Source organism: Paraburkholderia sp. HC6.4b, from assembly GCF_014200875.1.
Classification (GTDB): Bacteria; Pseudomonadota; Gammaproteobacteria; order Burkholderiales; family Burkholderiaceae; genus Paraburkholderia; species Paraburkholderia tuberum.
Map to the genome: position 1 here is coordinate 36,928 of NZ_JACHDC010000021.1, position 22,800 is coordinate 59,727.

Annotated in this window: 21 protein-coding genes; 8 read left to right on the forward strand and 13 right to left on the reverse strand. The window is 65.0% G+C overall.

From position 1 onward, the window contains the following. The first annotated feature begins 79 nt into the window (after positions 1-79). The 3 genes from HDG34_RS28980 (at position 80) to HDG34_RS28990 (ending at position 3,220) form a co-directional block, all read left to right on the forward strand. Positions 80-1,468: a replicative DNA helicase gene (locus tag HDG34_RS28980; RefSeq protein WP_184064847.1), complete on the forward strand. Its 1,389-nt coding sequence runs from the start codon at positions 80-82 to the stop codon at positions 1,466-1,468. 115 nt (positions 1,469-1,583) lie between these two features. After that, complete coding sequence (locus HDG34_RS28985) at positions 1,584-2,210, forward strand: DUF47 domain-containing protein (RefSeq protein ID WP_184043927.1); 627 nt, start codon at positions 1,584-1,586, stop codon at positions 2,208-2,210. Continuing rightward, entirely contained in the window at positions 2,210-3,220 is a 1,011-nt protein-coding gene (locus HDG34_RS28990) for an inorganic phosphate transporter (RefSeq protein WP_184029113.1), read from the forward strand. Before HDG34_RS28985 ends, HDG34_RS28990 begins: the two co-directional genes overlap by 1 nt. Before the next feature lie 142 nt (positions 3,221-3,362). Here HDG34_RS28990 and HDG34_RS28995 read toward each other — a convergent pair whose 3' ends face one another. The 13 genes from HDG34_RS28995 to HDG34_RS29050 form a co-directional block, all read right to left on the reverse strand. Next, positions 3,363-4,169 (reverse strand): SDR family oxidoreductase, encoded by an 807-nt coding sequence (locus HDG34_RS28995; RefSeq protein ID WP_090804571.1) that lies wholly within the window; start codon positions 4,167-4,169, stop codon positions 3,363-3,365. Between the two features lie 51 nt (positions 4,170-4,220). Further along, entirely contained in the window at positions 4,221-5,372 is a 1,152-nt protein-coding gene (locus tag HDG34_RS29000) for an NlpC/P60 family protein (RefSeq protein WP_184064850.1), read from the reverse strand. A gap of 215 nt (positions 5,373-5,587) precedes the next feature. Further along, positions 5,588-7,435, reverse strand: coding sequence for a PhoH family protein (locus HDG34_RS29005; protein WP_184064853.1), 1,848 nt, complete (start codon positions 7,433-7,435; stop codon positions 5,588-5,590). A gap of 103 nt (positions 7,436-7,538) precedes the next feature. Beyond that, a complete protein-coding gene (locus HDG34_RS39535; RefSeq protein WP_260321379.1) occupies positions 7,539-7,673 on the reverse strand; it encodes a hypothetical protein in 135 nt (44 codons plus the stop codon). Positions 7,674-7,790: 117 nt separating this feature from the next. Further along, positions 7,791-8,252, reverse strand: coding sequence for a peroxiredoxin (locus HDG34_RS29010; RefSeq protein WP_090804577.1), 462 nt, complete (start codon positions 8,250-8,252; stop codon positions 7,791-7,793). Positions 8,253-8,463: 211 nt separating this feature from the next. Next, on the reverse strand, positions 8,464-9,357 hold the full coding sequence (locus HDG34_RS29015; RefSeq protein WP_184029077.1) for a polysaccharide deacetylase family protein: 894 nt from the start codon (positions 9,355-9,357) through the stop codon (positions 8,464-8,466). A gap of 10 nt (positions 9,358-9,367) precedes the next feature. Then, positions 9,368-10,414 carry a bifunctional UDP-4-keto-pentose/UDP-xylose synthase gene (locus HDG34_RS29020; protein WP_090804581.1) on the reverse strand — a complete coding sequence of 349 codons (1,047 nt, stop codon included), beginning with the start codon at positions 10,412-10,414 and terminating at the stop codon, positions 9,368-9,370. Then, positions 10,411-11,340 (reverse strand): formyltransferase, encoded by a 930-nt coding sequence (locus HDG34_RS29025; RefSeq protein WP_184064856.1) that lies wholly within the window; start codon positions 11,338-11,340, stop codon positions 10,411-10,413. The genes HDG34_RS29020 and HDG34_RS29025 overlap by 4 nt, the downstream gene beginning before the upstream one ends. Beyond that, a complete protein-coding gene (locus HDG34_RS29030) occupies positions 11,337-12,380 on the reverse strand; it encodes a glycosyltransferase (protein ID WP_184064859.1) in 1,044 nt (347 codons plus the stop codon). Before HDG34_RS29030 ends, HDG34_RS29025 begins: the two co-directional genes overlap by 4 nt. 6 nt (positions 12,381-12,386) lie before the next feature. Continuing rightward, on the reverse strand, positions 12,387-13,538 hold the full coding sequence (locus HDG34_RS29035) for a DegT/DnrJ/EryC1/StrS aminotransferase family protein (protein ID WP_090805742.1): 1,152 nt from the start codon (positions 13,536-13,538) through the stop codon (positions 12,387-12,389). 176 nt (positions 13,539-13,714) lie between these two features. Next, positions 13,715-14,086, reverse strand: a complete 372-nt coding sequence (locus tag HDG34_RS29040; protein WP_013089326.1) for an SMR family transporter — start codon at positions 14,084-14,086, stop codon at positions 13,715-13,717. 24 nt (positions 14,087-14,110) lie between these two features. Beyond that, positions 14,111-15,952, reverse strand: a complete 1,842-nt coding sequence (locus HDG34_RS29045; RefSeq protein WP_184064862.1) for a glycosyltransferase family 39 protein — start codon at positions 15,950-15,952, stop codon at positions 14,111-14,113. 95 nt (positions 15,953-16,047) lie between these two features. Next, on the reverse strand, positions 16,048-16,422 hold the full coding sequence (locus HDG34_RS29050) for an Mth938-like domain-containing protein (protein WP_090804589.1): 375 nt from the start codon (positions 16,420-16,422) through the stop codon (positions 16,048-16,050). A 450-nt stretch (positions 16,423-16,872) separates the two neighbouring features. Here HDG34_RS29050 and HDG34_RS29055 point away from each other — a divergent pair, with 450 nt between their 5' ends. The 5 genes from HDG34_RS29055 to moaD all read left to right on the forward strand — a co-directional run bounded on the left by HDG34_RS29055 (position 16,873) and on the right by moaD (position 22,763). Next, entirely contained in the window at positions 16,873-18,120 is a 1,248-nt protein-coding gene (locus HDG34_RS29055) for a pyridoxal phosphate-dependent aminotransferase (RefSeq protein WP_311734877.1), read from the forward strand. A gap of 102 nt (positions 18,121-18,222) precedes the next feature. Next, the gene (locus tag HDG34_RS29060; protein ID WP_184064867.1) at positions 18,223-19,554 is read left to right on the forward strand and encodes a homoserine dehydrogenase; all 1,332 of its coding nucleotides are present in this window, start codon (positions 18,223-18,225) and stop codon (positions 19,552-19,554) included. Positions 19,555-19,562: 8 nt separating this feature from the next. After that, complete coding sequence (gene thrC / locus HDG34_RS29065) at positions 19,563-21,014, forward strand: threonine synthase (protein WP_184064870.1); 1,452 nt, start codon at positions 19,563-19,565, stop codon at positions 21,012-21,014. A gap of 210 nt (positions 21,015-21,224) precedes the next feature. Further along, complete coding sequence (gene glp, locus HDG34_RS29070; RefSeq protein ID WP_184028988.1) at positions 21,225-22,460, forward strand: gephyrin-like molybdotransferase Glp; 1,236 nt, start codon at positions 21,225-21,227, stop codon at positions 22,458-22,460. Positions 22,461-22,505: 45 nt separating this feature from the next. After that, positions 22,506-22,763, forward strand: coding sequence for a molybdopterin converting factor subunit 1 (gene moaD / locus HDG34_RS29075; protein WP_090804599.1), 258 nt, complete (start codon positions 22,506-22,508; stop codon positions 22,761-22,763). Positions 22,764-22,800: the final 37 nt, after the last annotated feature.

Consider the following 22,800-nt stretch of genomic DNA (forward strand, 5'->3'; position numbering starts at 1 on the left):
CCGACTATCTCTCGTATATCACCGTATTTGCGTTTTTTCCGCTCGCAGCCGTCGCCGGATTGCCCGATAATTCCTCCCCATGAACGCACCGTCCAAAGATCCCCAACTCGAGTCGCTGAAAGTCCCGCCGCATTCGATCGAAGCCGAGCAATCGGTGCTGGGCGGCCTGCTGCTCGATAACGCGGCCTGGGACCGCATCGCCGACTTCCTCGCGAAAAGCGACTTCTACCGCTACGACCACCGCATCATCTTCGAGCACATCGGCAAGCTGATTGCGGCCACGCGGCCGGCCGACGTGGTCACCGTCTACGAAGCGCTCGGCACTTCGGGCAAGGCGGAAGAGGTCGGCGGCCTCGCTTACCTGAACGCGCTCGCGCAGAACACGCCGAGCGCGGCCAACATCCGCCGCTATGCGGAAATCGTGCGCGACCGCGCGGTGCTGCGCCGGCTCGTGTCGGTCGCCGATGAAATCTCCGCCGATGCGTTCAACCCGCAAGGCAAGGAAGTCCGGCAATTGCTGGACGAAGCGGAATCGAAGGTGTTCTCGATCGCCGAAGACGGCGCGCGCGGCACCCAGGGCTTTCTCGAGATCGGGCCGCTGCTGACCCAGGTGGTCGAGCGGATCGACACGCTCTATCACACCGCCAATCCGAGCGACGTGACCGGCACGCCGACCGGCTTCGTCGATCTGGATCGTATGACCTCGGGCATGCACGGCGGCGAGCTGATCATCGTCGCGGGCCGTCCGTCGATGGGTAAGACGGCGTTTTCGATGAACGTCGGCGAATACGTCGCGGTCGAGTACGGACTACCCGTCGCGGTGTTCTCGATGGAAATGCCGGGCACGCAGCTCACGATGCGTATGCTGGGCTCGGTCGGCCGGCTCGACCAGCATCGCATGCGAACCGGGCGCCTGACCGACGAGGATTGGCCGAAGCTCACGCATGCGGTGCAGAAAATGAGCGAGGCGCAGATCTTCATCGACGAAACCGGCGGTCTGAACCCGATGGAACTGCGCTCGCGCGCGCGCCGGCTATCGCGCCAGTGCGGCAAGCTCGGACTGATCATCATCGACTATCTGCAGTTGATGAGCGGCTCGTCGTCGGGCGAAAACCGCGCGACCGAAATCTCGGAAATCTCGCGTTCGCTGAAGAGCCTCGCGAAGGAGCTCGACGTGCCGGTGATCGCGTTGTCGCAGCTGAACCGCGGTCTCGAGCAGCGGCCCAACAAGCGGCCAATCATGTCGGACCTGCGCGAATCGGGCGCTATCGAACAGGACGCCGACGTGATCCTGTTCATCTACCGCGACGAAGTGTACAACCCGGACAGCCCCGACAAGGGCACCGCGGAGATCATCATTGGCAAGCAGCGGAACGGTCCGATCGGTCCCGTTCGGCTCACGTTCCACGGCCAATACACGAAGTTCGATAACTTTGCGGGCGCGCAGAACTTCTACGGCGGCGAGTGACGCAAGGCGCCGTGGGCTGTTGTAACGGCGCTGTCGCGAGTGCGGCAATGATGGCGGAACGGTACAATATGGCGCTTTTATGTCAGCCATAACGTGACCCATTTCCAGGATCCCAATGTTCGGTCGATTCATGCCCACCGAGGGCAAGTTCTTTGAAATCTTCAATGCGCACGCAACGTGCATCATTTCGGCAAGCCGCGAACTCGAGCTCCTGATCGACAATCTGCAGGACGCCGAAACCCACAAGCAGAACGTACAAAAGGCCGAGAAAGCGGCCGACAAGCTCACGCACGAAGCCATCGACCTGCTGCACAAGACCTTCATCACGCCGCTCGACCGCGACGAGATCCACAAGCTGATCACGACGATGGACGACATCCTCGACCTGATGGAGGACGTCGCCACCGCGATCTCGCTGTATGACGTGCAAGCGGTCACGTCGGAGGCGAGCCAGCTCGCGCATATCTGCACGGCAACCTGCGAGCGCGTGCAGTTCGCGGTCAGCCTGCTGTCGGACATGAAGCAGGCGAGCCAGATCCTGAAGGCCTGCGAGGACATCGACCGGCTCGAATCGGAGGCCGACAGCGTGCTGCGCGCGGCGATGTCGAAGCTGTTCCGCGAGGAAGACGACGTCAAGGTCCTGATCAAGCTCAAGGCGATCTACGAGCTGCTCGAAACGATCACGGACAAGTGTGAGGATGTGGCCAACATCATCGAAGGCATCGTGCTGGAAAACGCATAATGCAATCGATACAACTCGCTATCTGGGTCGTCACCGGCCTGGTTGCCATTGCTTTGGTGTTCGACTTCATGAACGGTTTTCACGACGCGGCGAATTCGATCGCCACGGTCGTGTCGACCGGCGTGCTGAAGCCACAGCAGGCGGTGGCGTTCGCGGCGGCGTTCAACGTCATCGCGTATTTCGTGTTTCACCTGAAGGTGGCCACGACCGTCGGCAAGGGCACGATCGACCCGGACATCGTCGACCACTACGTGATCTTCGGCGCGTTGGTCGGCGCGATCGCGTGGAACGTGATCACCTGGGTCTACGGCATTCCGTCCAGTTCGTCGCACGCGTTGATCGGCGGCCTCGTGGGTGCGGCGCTCGCGAAGTCGGGCTGGGGATCGCTGAACTGGGATGGCCTGATGAAGACCGTCGCGTTCATCTTCATTTCACCGCTGCTCGGCTTCGTGCTCGGCTCGTTTTTCATGCTGCTGGTGTCGTGGCTGTATTTCCGCACGCCGCCTAGCAAGGTCGACCGTCGCTTCAGGCGTCTGCAATTGTTTTCCGCTGGCCTGTACAGCCTGGGTCACGGTGGCAACGACGCGCAGAAAACCATCGGCATCATCTGGATGCTACTGATCGCCACCGGCTTCGCGTCGATGAAGGCGGACGCGCCGCCGCTGTGGGTGATCGGCGGCTGCTATCTCTCGATGGGTCTCGGTACGCTGTTCGGTGGCTGGCGCATCGTGCGCACGATGGGCCAGAAAATCACGAAATTGAAGCCGGTCGGCGGCTTCTGCGCGGAGGCGGGCGGAGCGATCACGCTCTTTACCGCCTCGGCGCTCGGCATTCCCGTCTCTACCACGCATACGATCACCGGCGCGATCGTCGGAGTCGGCGCGACGCAGAAGCTGAGCGCGGTGCGCTGGGGTGTCGCCGGCAACATCGTCTGGGCCTGGATTCTGACGATCCCGGCTTCCGCGGTGCTGTCCGGCGGGGCCTGGTGGCTGGGCCACCACTTCCTGTAATCACCATGCGATGCATGGCCTGCGCTGCCGGGTTCGGCTGAGTTTGGCTGAACAGCACGCGCGGGCTTCGGCTACATGCCGCCCATGGCATCGCACCGGTTTCCCTACACAGTTCGACTAAAAAGCGCGTTGCACGACGCGTTCAGATCAGCGGCGCATTCGCACCATCCATCGGAATGATCGCGCCCGTCACATAGCTCGCGCGGCGGCTCGCGAGGAACAGCGCCACGTCGGCGATTTCCTCCGGCTTTGCATAGCGCCCGAGCGGCATCCGGGCCTGGCCGCGCGCCAGCGCTTCGTCATTGCCGATGCCTTGCTGCGCCGCTTCCAGCCGGACCGCTTCCTCGACGCGCTCGGTCAGCGTCGAGCCCGGATTGATCGCGTTGATGCGGATGCCATAGCGCGCGTAGTAGTGCGCGAGGCCGACGGTCGCGAGCATCAGCGCCGCGTTGGCCGCGCCGCCTGCGATATGGATGTCGCTCGCGACCTTGCCGCCCATACCGATGATATTGACGATCGTGCCCGGCTCGGCACCGCCGTTGGCTTTCGCGCGCTCGGCCATACGGCGCAGCACTTCCTGCTGCGGATAGATATACGGGAAATACTTCGCTTCCATCGTCGCGCGGAATGCGTCGGCATCGAGCGTCTCGGGGTCGTACCGGCGCGCGGCGCCGGCACTGTTGATCAGTACGTCGATCGGGCCCACGGCGGTGCTGACTTCCTCGACGATATCGGCGGCGCTGTGCGCTTCGTGCAGGTCGGCGCGCGTGCGGTGCACGTGGAATCCTTCCTGTTTCAGCTGTTCGTAGGCGCGCGCAAGGTTGGCGGGGTCGCGCGACACGATCGCGACCTTCGCGCCTTCCTGTGCGAAGGCGCGCGCGCACGCGAAACCGATGCCTTTGCTGCCGCCGGTGATGAGCACCACCTTATTTCTGAGCCCGAGTTCCATGGTCGTTACCCGCCGTCGAAAGAATATCGATGACGATAGCAGATCACGGCGTCAGAAGTTGCCGTTCGCGAAACGGGCGATCGGGTCGTCGCTGCTTTGAGTGGGTGCGGGCACGCCGTGGGAAGCCGTCGACGCACGCATGAGCTGCACGGATCCAGTGCCTTCGGTCTGCTGCATCTGCCGGGCCTGGCGTTCCGCGATGGAGGCGGGTGGCGGCGGTTCGAATGCATCGGCGGCGGCGTCGATCGGGTCGGGCGAAGGTTGGGCAAGGGTGCGGGCGGTCGTCGCGGACTGCATCGGTTGAGCGGGCGAACGAGCGCCGCTTTCAAACGTGCTCGCCTGAGCCGCGGGGACCATCGTCGCTGCCACGGCGCCCGCTGAGCGTGCCTGCAGCTGCGCGGCGCCGAGGCCCGACGGCGGCGGCTCGAATTGATCGGCTTGCACGACGGGCGTGCCGCCGCCTGCACGGGTCGCCGGCGTCGCGCTCGCGACCGGCCGGGCCGTTGCCATCGACGCCGGGCTGGACAGCGCCGTCGGGCCCGCGTAGGTCGACGCTGCCGGAACTGCCACGGTTGTTGCCGTGCCCATCGCCGCGGCCGCAGCACCTCGCTCGGTTTGCGGCGCCGCAGCCTGATAGCTCGGCGTATCGAACGGCGCCGGCGTTGCCGCCGGTCCCGCCATCCGGCGGATGCCGTCGAAGCGCTTCGCCCAGTAGGGATTGGTCAGATAGTCGAGCCGCACGGTGCCGCCCGTCGATGGCGCGTTGACGAAGCGCAGCTTGCCCACGTAGATGCCGACGTGCGAATGCGCGCGCCCCGTCGTGTTGAAAAAGATCAGATCGCCTGGCGCGATTTCGTCCGGTTCGATCGACTCGCCGCGCCCGCTCATCTCGGCCGTCGTGCGCGGCAGGTTCACCGACGCCGCGCGCAGCACGACGTACCGCACGAGCCCGCTGCAATCGAAGCCGCTGTCGGGCGTATTGCCGCCCCAGCGGTAGGGCACGCCGACGAGACTCATCGCCTGAATGGAGATTTCCTCGCGGCCGATGCTGTGATCGACGAAGTGGGGAAAGCCGGGCGGCGGCGCGCGATAGGCGCCGTTCGCGACAACGCTGCCGCCTGACCCGCGCGACGTCTTCTGCGGCGCGCCGGCACAGGCGGCGAGCAGCAGGACGGGCAGCAGCGATAAGGCGAGTCGGCGCATGAAGACGGCACGGGCGGTAAGCGCCCATTTACTCACTGAGGATGTCGGGATGGTAGCCGCCCAACAAGGCTGCGGCAAGAATTGTTGATAAATTACTTGAAGTTTGTGCGCTAAGTGTTGCCTGCGTGGAACGCCGGCGCAATAAAAAGGCCGCGTCCGGAACGAACCGGACGCGGCCTGCGATCAAAAGCCGAAAAAAAACCGGCGAACGACGTCTAGAGAATCTCCGACGCGTAGTCAGCGAGGCGCGAGCGCTCGCCGCGCGCCAGCGTTACGTGTCCGCTGTGCGCCCAGCCCTTGAAGCGATCGACCACATAGGTCAGGCCCGAACTGCCCTCGGTCAGGTAAGGCGTATCGATCTGCGCGATGTTGCCAAGGCAGATGATCTTCGTGCCCGGACCCGCGCGCGTGACGAGCGTCTTCATCTGCTTCGGCGTCAGGTTCTGCGCCTCGTCGATGATCAGATACTTGTCGACGAACGTGCGGCCGCGCATGAAGTTCATGCTCTTGATCTTCAGGCGCGAGCGGATCAGCTCCTGGGTCGCGGCGCGGCCCCATTCGCCGGCGGCGTCGTCGGTTTTCTGCAGCACTTCGAGGTTGTCGTCGAACGCACCCATCCACGGCTGCATCTTTTCCTCTTCGGTGCCCGGCAGAAAGCCGATGTCTTCGCCGACCGGCACCGTCGCGCGCGTCACGATGATCTCGTTGTAGCGCTTGTCGTCGAGCACCTGCGCGAGACCCGCCGCGAGTGCGACCAGCGTCTTGCCGGTGCCGGCCTGGCCGAGCAGCGTGACGAAGTCGATGTCCGGATTCATCAGCAGATTCAGCGCGAAGTTCTGCTCGCGATTGCGCGCCGTGATGCCCCACACGTTGTTCTTGTGGTGGCCGTAGTCACGCAGCGTTTGCAGCAGCGCGGTCTTGCCGTTCAGTTCGCGCACCAGCGCATGAAACGCGGGCTCGCCGTTCTGCGGCTCCAGATAAACGAACTCGTTGACCAGCATCGATGCGCACAGCGGACCCGTCACGCGGTAGTACGTGGTGCCGGTTTTCGTGTCCTGCCAGCTTTCCATGCCCTTCGCGTGCCTGGTCCAGAAGTCTTGCGGCAGGGCGCGGATGCCCGTGTACAGCAGGTCGCTGTCCTCGAGCACCTGGTCGTTGAAGTAGTCTTCGGCGGGCAGACCGAGCGCATGCGCCTTGATGCGCATGTTGATGTCTTTCGACACCAGCACGACCTGGCGATCCGCGCGATCGCGCTGCAGCGCGCGCACGACGCCGAGGATCTGGTTGTCGGCCTTGCCTTCGGGTAGACCTTCGACCGGCTCGATCGCGGTCAGCCGGGTCTGGAAGTACAGCCGCCCGGACGCTTCGCGGCTGCCCAGACGCGCGAGCGAAATGCCGTCGGCCATGTCGCCCGCGTTCGCGACGAGCGCGTCGAGCGTGCGGCTCACCTGACGCGCGTTACGCGCGACTTCCGACATTCCCTTCTTGTGGTTGTCGAGCTCTTCCAACGTCATCATCGGCAGATAGACGTCGTGCTCCTCGAAGCGGAACAGGCAGCTCGGATCGTGCATCAGCACGTTGGTGTCGAGCACGAAAAGCTTCTGCACCTCGGCTGGCGTGGCGCCCGTGCCACGTTTCTTGCGCGTGGCGGCAGGGCTCGCTGCGGCGGGCGCGGCGGCTGTTTCGTCCGTGCGCTGCTTCGCGACAGGCGCGCGTGCGACGACCGGCTGCGCTTCTGTCGCGTCGGCTTCGAACTGCGGGCGTGCGGACGGAACCGGCTGCAACAGCGCGGCGGTCTGCCTGGCCTTGCGGCCGCGCGCGGGCGCGGGTTGCGCGGCGGGCGGCGACTCGACGGCGGGCACGGGCCACAACGTGGTGGCGGCGTTGGCAGCGTGCGCCATCGGTGTCGCGACATTGACGCGGCCGTAATCGGCCGACTCTGCGGATTCCCCTTCACGCGCCTGTTTTTTCGCGGCGGAGCGCGCGGGCGTGACGGCTTTGGCCTTGTATTCGTCAGGCGACAAAAGATTGCCGAGCTTGTTGGGGGGAGTAGGCAAAGGCATGGTTTCCCTCGAAATGATCGGGTCACATATCGTGCGCCGCCCGTCGCATTCTGACGATGCCCTCACGGGACATCGAGTTTGCGCGAGGAGGCGCGCATTCGGTCTAGAGATGCCGGTTCGCCTGGTTTTCGATAGGCTCCTTGACGGAAGCGCGCGAACCAATGAACGAACGGTCGCGCGCAATTAAAAAAGCCGCCGCCCCGGCATTCGGGGCAAGCGGCTCGACGATGATGCTCACGTTGCGCCTCACGCTCCGAACGGCACCGGTGGATCCGGTCAGGCGGCCGTCAGGGCTGGCGCAGCGGAGAACAATGTGGGGTGGACAGGCACTCATTGCGGGCCAATATAACGCGCATCAAAGCGCTTGTACAGCCTCCAGAATGTCGTCGACGTGGCCCGGCACTTTAACGCCGCGCCACTCGTGGCGCAGCACGCCATCGGCGTCGATGAGGAACGTGGAGCGCTCGATTCCCCGTACCTCTTTGCCATACATTTTCTTCATTTTAATGACGGCGAAGAGGGCGCACAGCGTTTCTTCCGGGTCGGAAATCAGCGGGAAGGGTAGTTCGAGCTTAGCCTTGAAGTTGTCATGCGAACGCAGGCTGTCGCGCGACACGCCGATCACTTCCGCGCCGGCTTTCTTGAACTTCGGATACAGATCGCGGAACTGCAACCCTTCGGTCGTGCAGCCCGGCGTGTTGTCCTTCGGATAGAAATACAGCACCACCTTCTTGCCCCGCAGCTTTGACAGCGTGATTTCGCCGCCCGTCGCGGCGGCGGTGAAGTCGGGGATGGGTTGGTCGACTGCGATGGACACGAGGTTCTCCGGTTATTGGGGCTGGCGTCGCTAGGTGCCGCGGCGTCGGCCGGTCTGTCGTCGAGGTTGTTGTTGTTGTTCGGGAATACGGTCGGCGCGCGGTTGTCCGATCGTCAGACCCGGCAAGGAAGCGGGCAACAGGCGGGCAACGGGCGGGCAATGGGCGAGCAACAAGCGGCGCGCCTTCCAACGACTCCCGCGTCGCGGGCCTTCAGGGCTGGACGATCAGTTCGCCGGAGCGTCCCGGAATCTCGCCCCACGCGACAGGGTACGATGGCAGCGTGTCGCGGTCTAGCGTGGCGTAGTAATCGCCCATCGTCGCGAACGTGTGGCCCTGGGCGCGCCAGCCTTCGAGCAACTGTTCGAAAACCGGCGCGAGTTTCTGTCCTTCGAGTTCCGCGTGCAGCGTGAACACCTGGTCGTGCGGATTTTTTTCAGTTTGTTTCAGCATCCACGCGGCGACGTTGTGCGTATCGACACCATCGACACCGAGCACTTCGTCGAGCGTCGGGAGCGTGGTCGGCATCTGCACGTGCTTCAGCGTCCTGCCGTCGACCACCGGCAGATATGGCGAGTGGCCACGGCCGTCGGAAGCGTAGCGCATGCCCCACGCGTCGATCTGCTCGAACGCGTGGCCGTTCATCTGCCAGCCCGCGGCGCCGTGCGTGACGGGCGGCGCGCCGAATATCTCGATGAACCGCGCGTGGCTCCGCTGCATCTGCGCGACGGTCCACGCGCGATCTTTGGCGCGCACGTTGTCCTGCCAGTACACGTGATCCCACGTATGGATGCCGCACTCGAAGCCGGCTTCGTGGATCGCGCGCATCTCGGCCGCGGCCTTCGCGCCGATGTCCGGACCGGGCAGCAGCACGCCGTACATCAACTGCCTGACGCCGTAATGCTCGACCACCGACGTGCGCGACACCTTCTTCAGAAAGCCCGGCCGCAGCACGCGGCGCATCGCCCAACCGGTGTGGTCGGGCCCGAGGCTGAACAGGAAGGTGGCGCGCGCCTTGAAGCGGTCGAAGATGCGCGCGAGATTCGGCACGCCTTCGCGGGTGCCGCGCAGCGTGTCGACGTCGATCTTCAGGACGATGCGAGCCAAGGACGCGCCCTTATTGCTGTTCGACGAGTGCGCGGGCTTCCGCGACGTGGCCGCGATACGCTTCGAAAATCTTGCGCAGCGCTTCGTCGAAAGTCGACGTGGGTGCCCAGCTGAGTTCCTGCTTCGTGTTGTCGATCTTCGGCACGCGGTTCTGCACGTCCTGATAGCCGTTGCCGTAGTACGCGCCCGACGACGTTTCGACCAGTTGCACCTTCCTGGCCAAGTCCGCGTATTCGGGGAATTCGGCCGCGAGTGCCAGCATCTTGTGCGCGAGCTCACGCACCGAGAAGTTGTTGATCGGGTTGCCGATGTTGTAGATCTTGCCGGTGGCGACGCCGTTCTTGTTCTCGATGATCTTCATCAGCGCGCTGATGCCGTCGTCGATGTCCGTGAACGCGCGCTTCTGCGCGCCGCCATCGACGAGGCTGATGTTCTCGCCGCGCACGATGTGGCCGAGGAACTGCGTGACCACGCGCGAGCTACCTTCCTTCGGCGTGTAGATCGAGTCGAGGCCCGGGCCGATCCAGTTGAACGGACGGAACAGCGTGAAGTTCAGGCCTTCCATGCCGTAGCCCCAGATCACGCGGTCCATCAGCTGCTTCGAGCACGCGTAGATCCAGCGCGGCTTGTTGATCGGGCCGTACGACAGCTGCGATTCTTCCGGATCGAACTGCTCGTCCGTGCACATGCCGTAGACCTCGGAGGTCGACGGAAACACCAGATGCTTGCCGTACTTGACGGCTGAACGCACGATCGGCAGGTTCGCCTCGAAGTCGAGTTCGAACACGCGCAGCGGCTGCTTCACATACGTTGCGGGCGTGGCGATCGCGACGAGCGGCAGAATCACATCGCACTTCTTGACGTGATATTCGACCCATTCCTTGTTGATCGTGATGTCGCCTTCGAAGAAGTGCATCCGCTCATGATTGACGAGGTCGCCGAGACGTTCGGTCTGCATGTCCATCCCGAACACTTCCCAGTCGGTGGTTTCGAGAATGCGTTTGGACAGGTGATGGCCGATGAAGCCATTCACACCCAGAATCAGGACTTTTTTCATGAATGAGATTGGATGAGCTGGGCGAATTCCGCCGGACTGACGGCAGACTCGCCGCCGTCGTGCTGGTGCCGCAATTCGTGGATGTTGATCGCGCGGCCGTCGCCGCAGATCGCGAAAACGGCATTATCGCTTACGTGCAGGCCCGGGGGCAAATCCGAGCGGAGCGCGCCGGGCGCGGCCAGACGCGCGCGGGCGACGATGAAACGGCGCCCGTTCAGCTCGGTGAAAGCGCCCGGATACGGCGGCGCGACCGCGCGGATCAGGTTGTAGACCTGTTGCGCGGACTGATTCCAGTCGATGCGGCCGTCTTCCGGTTTGCGCCCGCCGTAGTAGCTGCCATGCGCGAGATCGTTCGGCAGATGCGGCGCCTCGCCCGCGAGCAGCGCCGGCAGCACGCGCCACAGCGTTTGCTCGGCGGCGACCGTGACCTTGTCGAAGACCTGCGCGGCGGTGTCGTCGGGCAGGATCGGCACCGGGGTTTGCGCAATGATCGCGCCGGCGTCGGGCTTCGCGGCCATTTCGTGCAGCGTTGCGCCGGTTTCGTTTTCGCCGTTGAGCACCGCCCAGTTGGTCGGCACGCGGCCGCGATACTTCGGCAACAGCGAGCCGTGCATGTTGTAAGCGCCCCGTGCGGCGATCGCGAGCAGGTCGAGCGGCAACATGTGGCGGTAGTAGAACGAGAAGATGAAGTCCGGCCGCGCGGCGCTCACCGCGGCGCGCAGTTCGGGGCTCTTCGGATCGGCCGGCGTGACGACGGCAATGCCGTGCCCGGCTGCCACCGACGCGACGCTGCCGAACCAGATGTTCTCGCTCGGGTTGTCTTCGTGGGTCACGACGAGCGCGACCTCGACGCCGCGCGCGAGCAGCACCTGCAGGCAGCGCACGCCGACGTTGTGATACGCGAATACGACGGCGCGCGGCTTCATGGATGGTGTCCCTGGTCGGCGACCGGCACCGGCTGCACGCCTTGCACGACGGTCTGACGCGGCGCTTCGACGACGGCCCCGCCGTCGCGTTGCTCGAGAATGGTCTGCACCAGATAACGCGGCCGCGCACGCACCTGCTGATAGATCCGGCCGATGTATTCACCGAGCAGGCCGAGCGCGAAGATGATCACGCCGAGCAGGAAGAACGTGATGGCGAACAGCGTGAACACACCTTGCACTTCCGCGCCGATGATGAAACGGCGAATCAGCAGCAGGACGAACAGCGCCGCAGACCCTAGCGACAGGATCACGCCGATGAACGACAGCCATTGCAGCGGCACCACCGAGAAGCCGGTGACGAGGTCGAAATTCAGACGGATCAGCGAGTACAGCGAGTACTTCGACTCACCGGCGAAGCGTTCCTCGTGCGCGACCTCGATTTCCACCGGATTCTGCGCGAACGTGTACGCGAGCGCCGGGATGAACGTGTTGATTTCGCCGCAGCGGTTGATCGTATCGACGATATGGCGGCTGTAGGCGCGCAGCATGCAGCCCTGGTCGGTCATCTTGATGCGCGTGATTCGCTCGCGCAGATGATTCATCGCGCGCGACGCCTTGCGGCGCCACAGGCTGTCCTGGCGCTGCCGACGGATCGTGCCGACGTAGTCGAAACCTTCGCGCATCTTCACGACGAGCTTGCCGATTTCCTCGGGCGGATTCTGCAGGTCGGCGTCGAGCGTGATCACGATGTCGCCGCGCGACTGCTCGAAGCCCGCGAGAATCGCCATGTGCTGGCCGTAGTTACCGTTCAGCAGGATCACGCGCGTGGTGTCGGGGCGCGCGCGGAACTGCCCGGCGAGCAGCGCCGCGGATTTGTCGCGGCTGCCGTCGTTGATGAAGATCACTTCATAACCGGTGCCGAGCGCGTCGAGCGCCGGATAGAGGCGCGCGAACAGCGCGGCCAGTCCGGCTTCCTCGTTGTACACCGGAATGATGATCGACACTTCCGGTGCGACGGCGCGATGTTCCGAATAAGTCATGTCCGCTTATTTTCCGTAGTGTTCGCAAATTTCGTTGACCGCGCGGCACACGCGCTCGACGTCGCCTTCGTTCATCAGGGTGAAGAGTGGCAGCGTGACGGTGGTGGCGCCGAAGCGCTCCGCGTGCGGGAACATGCCTTCCTTGAAGCCGCGCGCGCGGTACAGGGAAAACAGGTGCAGCGCCGGGTAGTGCACGCCCGAGCCGATGCCGCGCTCCTTCAGCTCGCCCATGAAGCCGGCGCGGTCGATCGACAGTTTTTCGAGCGGCAGCGTGATCTGGAACATGTGCCAGTTGCTGTTTTCGAAGTCCGCGGGCGGCAGGCCGACGCCGAGCTGAACGGCCGCGCCGCCTTCGAGTTGCGCGAAGTACGCGCGCACGAGCTTCTTGCGCTGCGCGATGAAGCGCTCGAGATGCGGCAGCTGGCCGAGGCCGACACGCGCGGCGACGTCGGTCAGGTTGTACTTGCCGCCGAGCACGTCGCAGTCCATGCCGTCGAAGCCGGTGCGCGTGATGCCCTGCAGCCGGTACTTCTGCGCGAGCACCGCTTCTTCCTCGTTGTTCAGCACCAGCGCGCCGCCTTCGACCGAGGTCAGGTTCTTGTTCGCGTGGAAGCTGAACGACACGATGTCGCCGAGCTTGCCGATGCGCTCGCCGTTCCAGGTGGAGCCGAATGCCTGCGCGGCGTCTTCGATCACGCGCAGCTCGTGCGCGCGGGCGATCCCGTACAGACGGTCCATGTCGACCGGTAGGCCCGACAGGAACACCGGCAGCAACGCCTTGGTGCGCGGCGTGATCGCTTTTTCGAGCAGGTCGAGATCGATGTTGCGCGTGATCGGGTCGATGTCGGCGAACACTGGCGTCGCGCCGGTTTCGAGGATCACGTTGCAGGTCGACACCCAGGTGGCCGGCGTCGTGATCACTTCGTCGCCGGGACCGACGCCGGCGATGCGCAGGCCGATTTCGAGCGTCGCGGTACCGGAATTGAAGGTGCGCACCGGGCGGCCGCCGCAGAACTCGGACAGCGCGGCCTCGAACTTCTGGTTCTGCGGGCCGGTGGTGATCCAGCCGGAACGCAGCACGTCGGCGACGCCCTGGATCGTTTCCTCGTCGATCTCGGGTTTGACAAACGGCAAAAACGGGACTTGTGACTGGCTCATGAATGCATCGCTCGATTGAAAGGGGCGCGGCCCGACGGGCGCGAAGTAAACCACAAACTACCCGCAAACCCAAGGCCGCGGCTTAAAAAACGCAACCGCTCAGCTTACCGCGGCCCACCTTACGTCACGCTTAGGCGGCGCGTGTGCCGCGCCGGTTCCTACGCGGGGCGCCGCGCCTAGCTGCGCGCGAGCACGACCACGCCGACGAGAATGATGCCGATGCCGACCAGCTTCTGCACCGACATCACTTCGCCAAACAGGTACCACGCGGCGATCGCGTTGACGACGTAGCCCAGTGACAGCATCGGATAGGCGATCGACACGTCCACGCGCGAGAGCCCGATGATCCACACCGCCACGCTGATCACGTAGCAGGCGAGTCCGCCGATGATCGGCGGCTGGGTTGCCAGCTTGAAGCCGATGGGCAGGATGTTCGCACGGGTGAATTCGAAGTGTCCAACGGCATTCGTGCCGGCCTTGAGCAGCAGCTGCGCGCCGGCATTCAGCGTGACGCCGGCCAGGATGCAGAACAGGGAAATCGGGTTCATCGAACGGTCTGGTTCTCGAAAGGGTTAGGGCTTTGCCGCGGGCGTGGAGACGGGGGCCGGCGTGGCCGATGCCGCGGGCCTCACTTCCACGACTGCCGAGGCGGCGTTAGCGGGGGTAGCGGGCGCTGCCGCCGCCGTTGCGGCCGGGGCGGCGGCAGCCGCGTCGGCGAGCGGCTTCATCACCACCACGCGGCGCGGATCGCGCGCGATCACCTGCATCGGCACGCCTTGCATGACGAGGCGGTCGTAGGTCGGCGGCGGGATCAGCGCGAGCGCGTAGCGATCGGCCTTCCAGCGCTCGATCCACGCGTCGACCGTCGGCACCCATTTTTGCGGCTCGACGGACACGCCGAATGCGAGCTCGTCCGGGTGGGCGACCATGATCATCGTGTGGCCGATGTAGAACGGCAGCGTGTGGTCGAGCACGCCGACCGAGTAGAACGGCGTGTCGGGCGGCAGCTTCGCGAGCTCGGCCTTGATCGCGGGCGCGAGCGGCGCGCCGGAACTCAGGCGCCCGAACACGTCGTGGCCGGTGCCCGCGATGGTGCCGAGCAGCAGCCAGCCCGCGCCGAACGCGGCGAGGCTGCCGAGACCGACTCGCGCGTTGGCGCCCACGCCGCCCTGGCCGCGGCGGTTCAGCCACAGCGCGAACAGCGTGAGCACGAACGCGACGGCTAGCGCGGCGAGCACCCACACGCGGTATTCGGCATACAGCTCGGCCGGATTGCGCGCAGTGCCGAAGCGCGGCAGGAACAGCGCCGCGAACGCGGCGACCACGAAAAACAGCGCGTAGCCCGCCAGATGCCGGCGCAGCTGCTCGCGCGTGACGAGCGGCAGATACATGCCGATCAGCATCGCGATCGGCGGCGCGATCGGCAGCGTGTAGGACAGCAGCTTCGAGTGCGACGCGCTGAAGAACAGGAAAATGAAGACGATCCACGTAAGCATCAGCGTGACCGGCGCGAAGCCGTTCGGCTGACGCGGCTGGCGCCACGCGTGGCGCACGCTTTGCACGGTTACCGACAGCCACGGCAGGAAGCCCACCAGCAGTACTGGCACGAAGTAGTAGAACGCGCCGGGGCGATTCTGCTCGGGCGTCAGATAGCGCTTGAACTGCTGAACGACGAAGAAGAAGTTCAGGAATTCCGGATTGCGCTGCTGCACGAGGACGAACCACGGCGTCACGATCGCGAGAAAAACGATCAGCCCGCTCACCAGATGCAGACGCTTCCACAGCGCCCAGTCGCGCGCGATCAGCGTGTAGAGCACCAGCACCGCGCCCGGCAGGATCAGCCCGACCAGGCCCTTGGAGAGCACCGCCAGCGCCATCGACGCCCAGCACACCCACATCCAGCCGCGCACGCATGGGGGCCGCAGATTCGGGCGCTGGGCGAGCAGCAGCGCGAACAGCGTGAGCGCCATCCAGAGCGACAGGCCCATGTCGAGCGTATTGAAGTGGCCCATCAGGTTCCAGTACGGCGAACAGGCGAGCACGAGTGCCGCGAACACGCCGGTCGCCGCGTTGAACACGCGGGCGCCGGTAAAGCCGATCAGCAGCACGCCGGCGAAGCCCGTCAGCGCGGTATAGAGGCGCGCCTGCCATTCGCCGATGCCGAACCACGCGAACGTCAGCGCGTTCGCCCAGGTTTGCAGTGGCGGCTTCTCGAAGTACTTGTAGCCGTTGTAGCGCGGCGTGATCCAGTCGCCGGTCAGGAACATTTCGCGCGCCATTTCGGCGTAGCGGCCTTCGTCGCTCGGCAGCAGATGGCGCCAGCCGAGCGGCACGAACCAGATCACGGCGAGAACCAGCACCAGCAACAGGATCGCGGTGCGATTGAGCGGTAGCCTCGACGGCGTATCGTTCATGAAATATCAACCCTTCTTGTTATCGACGGCGCGCGCACGGGCGCGACGCGGGGGGCCAGAACCGGGCCGGCCGGGTGCGCCGGCGCCGGGCACGCTCAGGCCTCGATCAGCAACGCGGCCGCGACCTTGCGGCCCTCGGCCATCAGAATGTTGTAGGTGCGGCAGGCGGCCTTGAAGTCCATCGTTTCTACGCCGATGCGTTTCGCGGTCAGCGCGGCGGTCAGGCGCGGGTGCGGAAAACGCAGCCGCTCGCCGCTGCCGAACACGACCACTTCGGGCGCGGCGTCGACCAGCATCGCGAAATGCTCGGCGCTCAACTGCTCGAACGACGAGACGGGCCAGGGAATGACCGGCGCGTCCGGCAGCACGAGAATACTGCCCGCGTGACGCACCAGATTGATTTCGACGTAGTCGGCGCCATAGCCGGTAACGGTATTGAGCGCGCCGCTGGAATCCTGATGTAATTTCAAATTGGTTTTCCGAAGTCGTCGTGAGACGTCATGCGTGTTGCCGGCCTGGCTGCACGTCGCACAGGCCGCGCGGTTCGACGCGTGTGGCACACGAGAAGGCCGAAAAGGCTTGCCGATGCGGGTGGTGCATTGCGGAAGTCGGCCAAAATCCGCTAAATTATAACTTTTTAGCCGCCTTGCGGCGCCCCTCGCTCAAGTGCCGCCACAAGCCGCGCTGGGCGCATCGGCGTGGCCCACCGGCCACCTGGGTTGGCATCGCCCGCTTTCGCTGCGTTTTTTTCCACGCCGGAACCCGGAAAGCCGCGGCCGCTCGACAGTTCGACCCCATTTCGCGACTGGCCGCCGGCGCCGTCGCGTCCGAATTCCCCGTAGCGGTGAATCCGAGCGGCCCGGCGTCGTCAGCCAGGCCCCGTTTGCCCAAGGTTTGCCCCAGCCATCAACCAGGATGAAGTGCCCGCCGTGAAACCAATTCTCAAATCCAACAAGTTGCTGAATGTCTGCTACGACATTCGCGGGCCCGTCCTCGAACATGCGAAGCGGCTCGAAGAAGAGGGTCACCGCATCATCAAGCTGAACATCGGCAATCTGGCACCGTTCGGCTTCGAGGCGCCGGACGAGATCATTCAGGACATGATCCTGAACCTGCCCAGCTCGTCGGGCTACTCCGACTCGAAGGGCGTGTTCGCCGCGCGCAAGGCGATCATGCACTACACGCAGAAAAAGGGCGTGCACGGCGTCGAACTGGACGACGTCTACATCGGCAACGGCGCGTCCGAGCTGATCGTGATGGCGCTCCAGGGCCTCATCAACGACGGCGACGAAGTGCTGCTGCCCGCGCCCGATTACCCGCTGTGGACCGCCGGCGTGAGCCTCGCGGGCGGCACGCCGGTGCACTACATCTGCGACGAGTCGAATAGCTGGATGCCCGACCTCGATGACATCCGCGCGAAAATCACGCCGAACACGCGCGCGCTGGTCGTGATCAACCCGAACAACCCGACCGGCGCGCTGTACTCGGACGAACTGCTGCTCGGCCTGATCGAGATCGCGCGCCAGCACGGCCTCGTGATCTTCGCCGACGAGGTGTACGACAAGATCGTCTACGACGGCAAGACGCACACGTCGCTGGCGTCGCTGTCCGAAGACGTGCTGACCGTCACGTTCAACAGCCTGTCGAAGAGCTACCGCTCGTGCGGCTATCGCGCCGGCTGGATGGCCATTTCGGGCCTGACCGGCGAGAACCGCCGGCTCGCGAAAGACTATCTGGAGGGGCTCGGCATCCTCGCGTCGATGCGGCTGTGTCCGAACGTGCCCGGCCAGTACGCGATCCAGACCGCGCTCGGCGGCTATCAGAGCATCAACGACCTGATCGTGCCGGGCGGGCGCCTGTACAAGCAGCGCGAGCTCGCCTACGACATGCTGACGGCGATCCCCGGCGTGAGCTGCGTGAAGCCCGAGGCGGCGCTGTACATGTTCCCGCGCCTCGACCCGAAGGTGTATCCGATCCAGAACGACCAGCAGTTCATCCTCGACCTGCTGCTCGAAGAGCGCGTGCTGCTCGTGCAGGGCACTGGCTTCAACTGGAAGACGCCGGATCACTTCCGTGTCGTGTTCCTGCCGAACGTCGACGATCTCGCGGATTCGATCAACCGGATCGCGCGCTTCCTCGACGGCTACCGCAAACGTCACACGGCCTGAGCCGGCCTCGCGTACGATGTGGCGCCTGATGTGTCAAATGAGGCGCGCCGCTCGTGCCACCCCCGACACCCTTTTCAAACCTCTACTAGAAACACACGCTGCATGGAACCGATCAAAGTTGGACTGCTGGGCTTCGGCACGGTAGGCAGCGGGACCTTCACGGTACTGCGCCGCAATCAGGAAGAAATCAAACGTCGCGCGGGTCGCGGCATCGAGATTGCGCGCATTGCCGTGCGCAACCCGGCCAAGGCGACCGCGGCGCTCGGCGGCGAAGCCGGCAGCGTGGCGCTGACCGATGACTTCAACGCGGTCGTCGACGATCCTTCGATCGCGATCGTCGCGGAAATGATCGGCGGCACCGGCATCGCGCGCGACCTCGTGCTGCGCGCGATCAACAACGGCAAGCACGTGGTCACCGCCAACAAGGCGCTGCTCGCGGTGCATGGCACGGAGATTTTCGAGGCGGCGCGCGCGAACGGCGTGATGGTCGCGTTCGAGTCGGCGGTGGCGGGTGGCATTCCGATCATCAAGGCACTGCGCGAAGGGCTGACGGCGAACCGCATCCAGTACATCGCGGGCATCATCAACGGCACGACGAACTACATCCTGTCGGAGATGCGTGACCGCGGGCTCGATTTCGCGACCGCGCTGAAGGCCGCGCAGGAGCTCGGCTACGCGGAAGCCGACCCGACCTTCGACATCGAGGGCGTCGACGCGGCGCACAAAGCGACGATCATGAGTGCGATCGCGTTCGGCGTGCCGGTGCAGTTCGACCGCGCGTACGTCGAAGGCATCAGCAAGCTCGCCGCGATCGACATCAAATACGCCGAGGAGCTCGGCTACCGCATCAAGCTGCTCGGCATCACGCGACGCACCGACAAGGGCATCGAGCTGCGCGTGCACCCCACGTTGATTCCGGAAAAGCGCCTGCTCGCGAATGTGGAAGGCGCGATGAACGCGGTCGTCGTGCATGGCGACGCGGTCGGCACGACGCTGTACTACGGCAAGGGCGCGGGCGCCGAGCCGACGGCTTCCGCCGTGGTCGCCGATCTCGTCGACGTGACGCGTCTGCACACGGCCGACCCCGAGCACCGCGTGCCGCATCTGGCATTCCAGCCGGACAGCCTGTCGAACACCCCGATCCTGCCGATCGAAGAAGTCACGTGCGGCTACTACCTGCGCCTGCGCGTCGCCGACGTGACCGGCGTGCTCGCCGACATCACGCGCATTCTGGCGGACACCGGCATTTCGATCGACGCGCTGCTGCAAAAGGAATCGGAGCTCGTCGACGCGAACGGCAAGGGCGAAACCGACATTCTGCTGATCACGCACGAGACGGTCGAAAAGCAGGTCAATGCCGCGATCAGGTCGATCGAGGCGCTCGAGACCGTCGTCTCGCAAGTCACGAAGCTGCGCATGGAAGCGCTGAACTAGGCCGAACTATGAACTACCTCTCCACGCGCGGCGCCGGAGCCGGCGAGCGCCATACCTTCTCCGAGATCCTGCTCGGCGGTCTCGCGAAAGACGGCGGCCTGTATCTGCCGGCCGACTATCCGCGCGTCACCCCGGACGAACTCACGCGCTGGCGCACGCTGCCGTACGCGGATCTCGCCTTCGAGATCCTGTCGAAGTTCTGCGACGACATTCCCGCCGACGACCTGCGCGCACTGACGCGCAAAACCTACACGGCCGCGACCTACTGCAACGTGCGCGACGACGAAAGCGCCGCGCAGATCACGCCGCTGAAGACGCTCGGCGTCGAAGACGGCGCGCCGCTGTCGCTGCTCGAACTGTCGAACGGTCCGACGCTCGCGTTCAAGGACATGGCAATGCAGCTGATCGGCAACCTGTTCGAGTACGCGCTCGCGAAGCATGGCGAAACGCTGAACATTCTCGGCGCGACGTCGGGCGACACCGGCAGCGCCGCTGAATACGCGATGCGCGGCAAGAAGGGCATCCGCGTGTTCATGCTGTCGCCGCACAAAAAGATGAGCGCGTTCCAGACCGCGCAGATGTACAGCCTGCAAGACCCGAACATCTTTAACCTCGCGGTGCAAGGCGTGTTCGACGACGCGCAGGACATCGTGAAGGCGGTGTCGAACGATCACGCGTTCAAGGCGAAGTACAAGATCGGCACGGTCAACTCGATCAACTGGGCGCGGGTCGTCGCGCAGGTTGTCTATTACTTCAAGGGCTACTTTGCCGCGACGAAGTCGAACGCCGAGCGCGTGTCGTTCACGGTGCCGTCGGGCAACTTCGGCAACGTGTGCGCGGGTCATATCGCGCGCATGATGGGTCTGCCGATCGAGAAGCTCGTCGTCGCGACCAACGAGAACGACGTGCTCGACGAGTTCTTCCGCACTGGTATTTACCGCGTACGCAAGGCGGCCGAGACGTATCACACGAGCAGCCCGAGCATGGACATCTCGAAGGCATCGAACTTCGAGCGCTTCGTGTACGACCTGCTCGGCCGCGATCCGGCGCGCGTGCTGCAATTGTTCCGCGACGTCGAGGAGAAGGGCGGTTTCGATCTCGCGGCCAGTGGCGACTTCGCGCGCGTAAGGGAGTTCGGTTTCGTGTCGGGCAGCAGCAGCCACGACACCCGCGTCGACACGATCCGCGACGTGTTCCAGCGTTACGACACGATGATCGACACGCACACGGCCGACGGCGTGAAGGTCGCGCGCGAGCATCTGCAGCCCGGCATTCCGATGATCGTGCTCGAGACCGCGCAGCCGATCAAGTTCGGCGAGACGATCCGCGAGGCGCTGCTGCGCGAGCCGGAGCGGCCGGCGGCGTTCTCGGGGCTCGAGTCGCTGCCGCAGCGCTTCGAGGTCGTGCCCGCGGATGCGCAGCGGGTGAAGGACTTCATCGTCGCGAATACCGGCGAATAAGGGCGAGCGGGCCGCGTCGCTTCACGTTGATCGACGCCCACGCCCGCACTACGAGAAAACGCTGGCCGCACTTCCGCGGCCACGCATCGAAAAACACCAAAAGCTCCCCATAACGCCCGGCCGCCCAGGCTAACGGCATCGGCCGCTACAATGTTCTTTTAACCTGCGGCTTCCACCCTCCAGATGTCCACACCCACGCCCCGCGCCCCGATGCTCGCCACTGCCGATGCGCTGGCGATCCTGCTCGACGCCGCGCGCGCGCTCGACGGTATCGAAACGCTGCCGACGCTCGACGCGCTGAATCGCGTGCTCGCCACCGACGTGACGTCGCCGCTCGACGTGCCGCCGATGAACACGAGCGCGATGGACGGCTACGCGGTCCGCATCGCCGATCTCGCGCACGGTAGCCGCCTGCCGGTCTCGCAACGCATTCCGGCCGGCCATGCGCCGACGCCGCTCGCGCCCAACAGCGCGGCACGCATCTTCACCGGCGCGACGGTGCCCGCCGGCGCGGACGCGGTCGTGATGCAGGAGCAGACCGAGGCGGCTGGCGACGAGGTGACGATCGTGCATCGTCCGCAGGCGGGCGAGTGGATCACCGCACAGGGCGCCGATATTCGCGCGGGCTCGGTGATCCTGCCGGCCGGCACGCGGCTCACGCCGCAGGCGTTGGGGCTTGCCGCGTCGGTCGGATGCGCGCGGCTCGAGGTGCGCCGGCGCGTGAAGGTCGCCGTATTCTTCACCGGCGACGAACTGACGATGCCCGGTGAGCCGCTGAAGCCCGGCGCGATCTACAACTCGAATCGATTCACGCTGCGCGGCCTGCTCGAGAAGCTCGGCTGCGACGTGACCGACTATGGCATCGTCGCCGATCAACTCGACGCGACCCGCGCGACGCTGCGCGAAGCCGCCGAGGCGCACGATCTGATTCTCACCTGCGGCGGCGTGTCGGTCGGCGAGGAGGATCACGTGAAGCCGGCGGTGGAGGCCGAAGGGCGTCTGTCGATGTGGCAGATCGCCATGAAGCCGGGCAAGCCGCTCGCGTTCGGCGCGGTGCGGCGTGGTGCGGGTGGTGCGGGTGGTGCAAATGGGGGCGAGCCGGCCGAAACGTTTTTCATCGGCCTGCCCGGCAATCCGGTGTCGAGCTTCGTGACGTTCCTGCTGTTCGTGCGTCCGTTCGTACTGCGGCTGGCCGGCGTGCAGGCGGTCGCGCCGCGCGCGCTGTCGCTGCGCGCGGACTTCACGCAGGGCAAGGCCGATCGCCGCAACGAGTTCCTGCGCGCGCGCGTCAACGTGGCGGGAGGGCTCGATCTGTTTGCCAATCAGAGTTCGGCCGTGTTGACGTCGACCGTGTGGGGTGACGGTCTGATCGACAATCCGCCGAACCACGCGATCAGCGCCGGCGAAACCGTGCGCTTCATTCCGTTTTCCGAACTGTTGAACTGAGGCCGGTCGTGCGCGGCATGCGCGGCGTAGACCGGCGGTATCCCGATGAAGATTGAACTCCGATATTTTGCGAGCGTGCGTGAAGCGCTCAATACGTCCGACGAAAGCGTCGAGGTGCCCGACGGCATCGCGACCGTCGGCGATGTGCGCGCGTGGCTGCGCGTGCGTGGCGGCATCTGGGCCGAGACGCTCGCCGAAGGCCGCGCGCTGCGCATGGCCTGCAACCACGTGATGACCGGCGCGAGCACCCGCATCACCGAGGGCTGCGAGGTCGCGTTCTTTCCGCCCGTCACCGGCGGCTGAACCGCGCTCTCGCACATCACGTTCACGCCCGCGACAA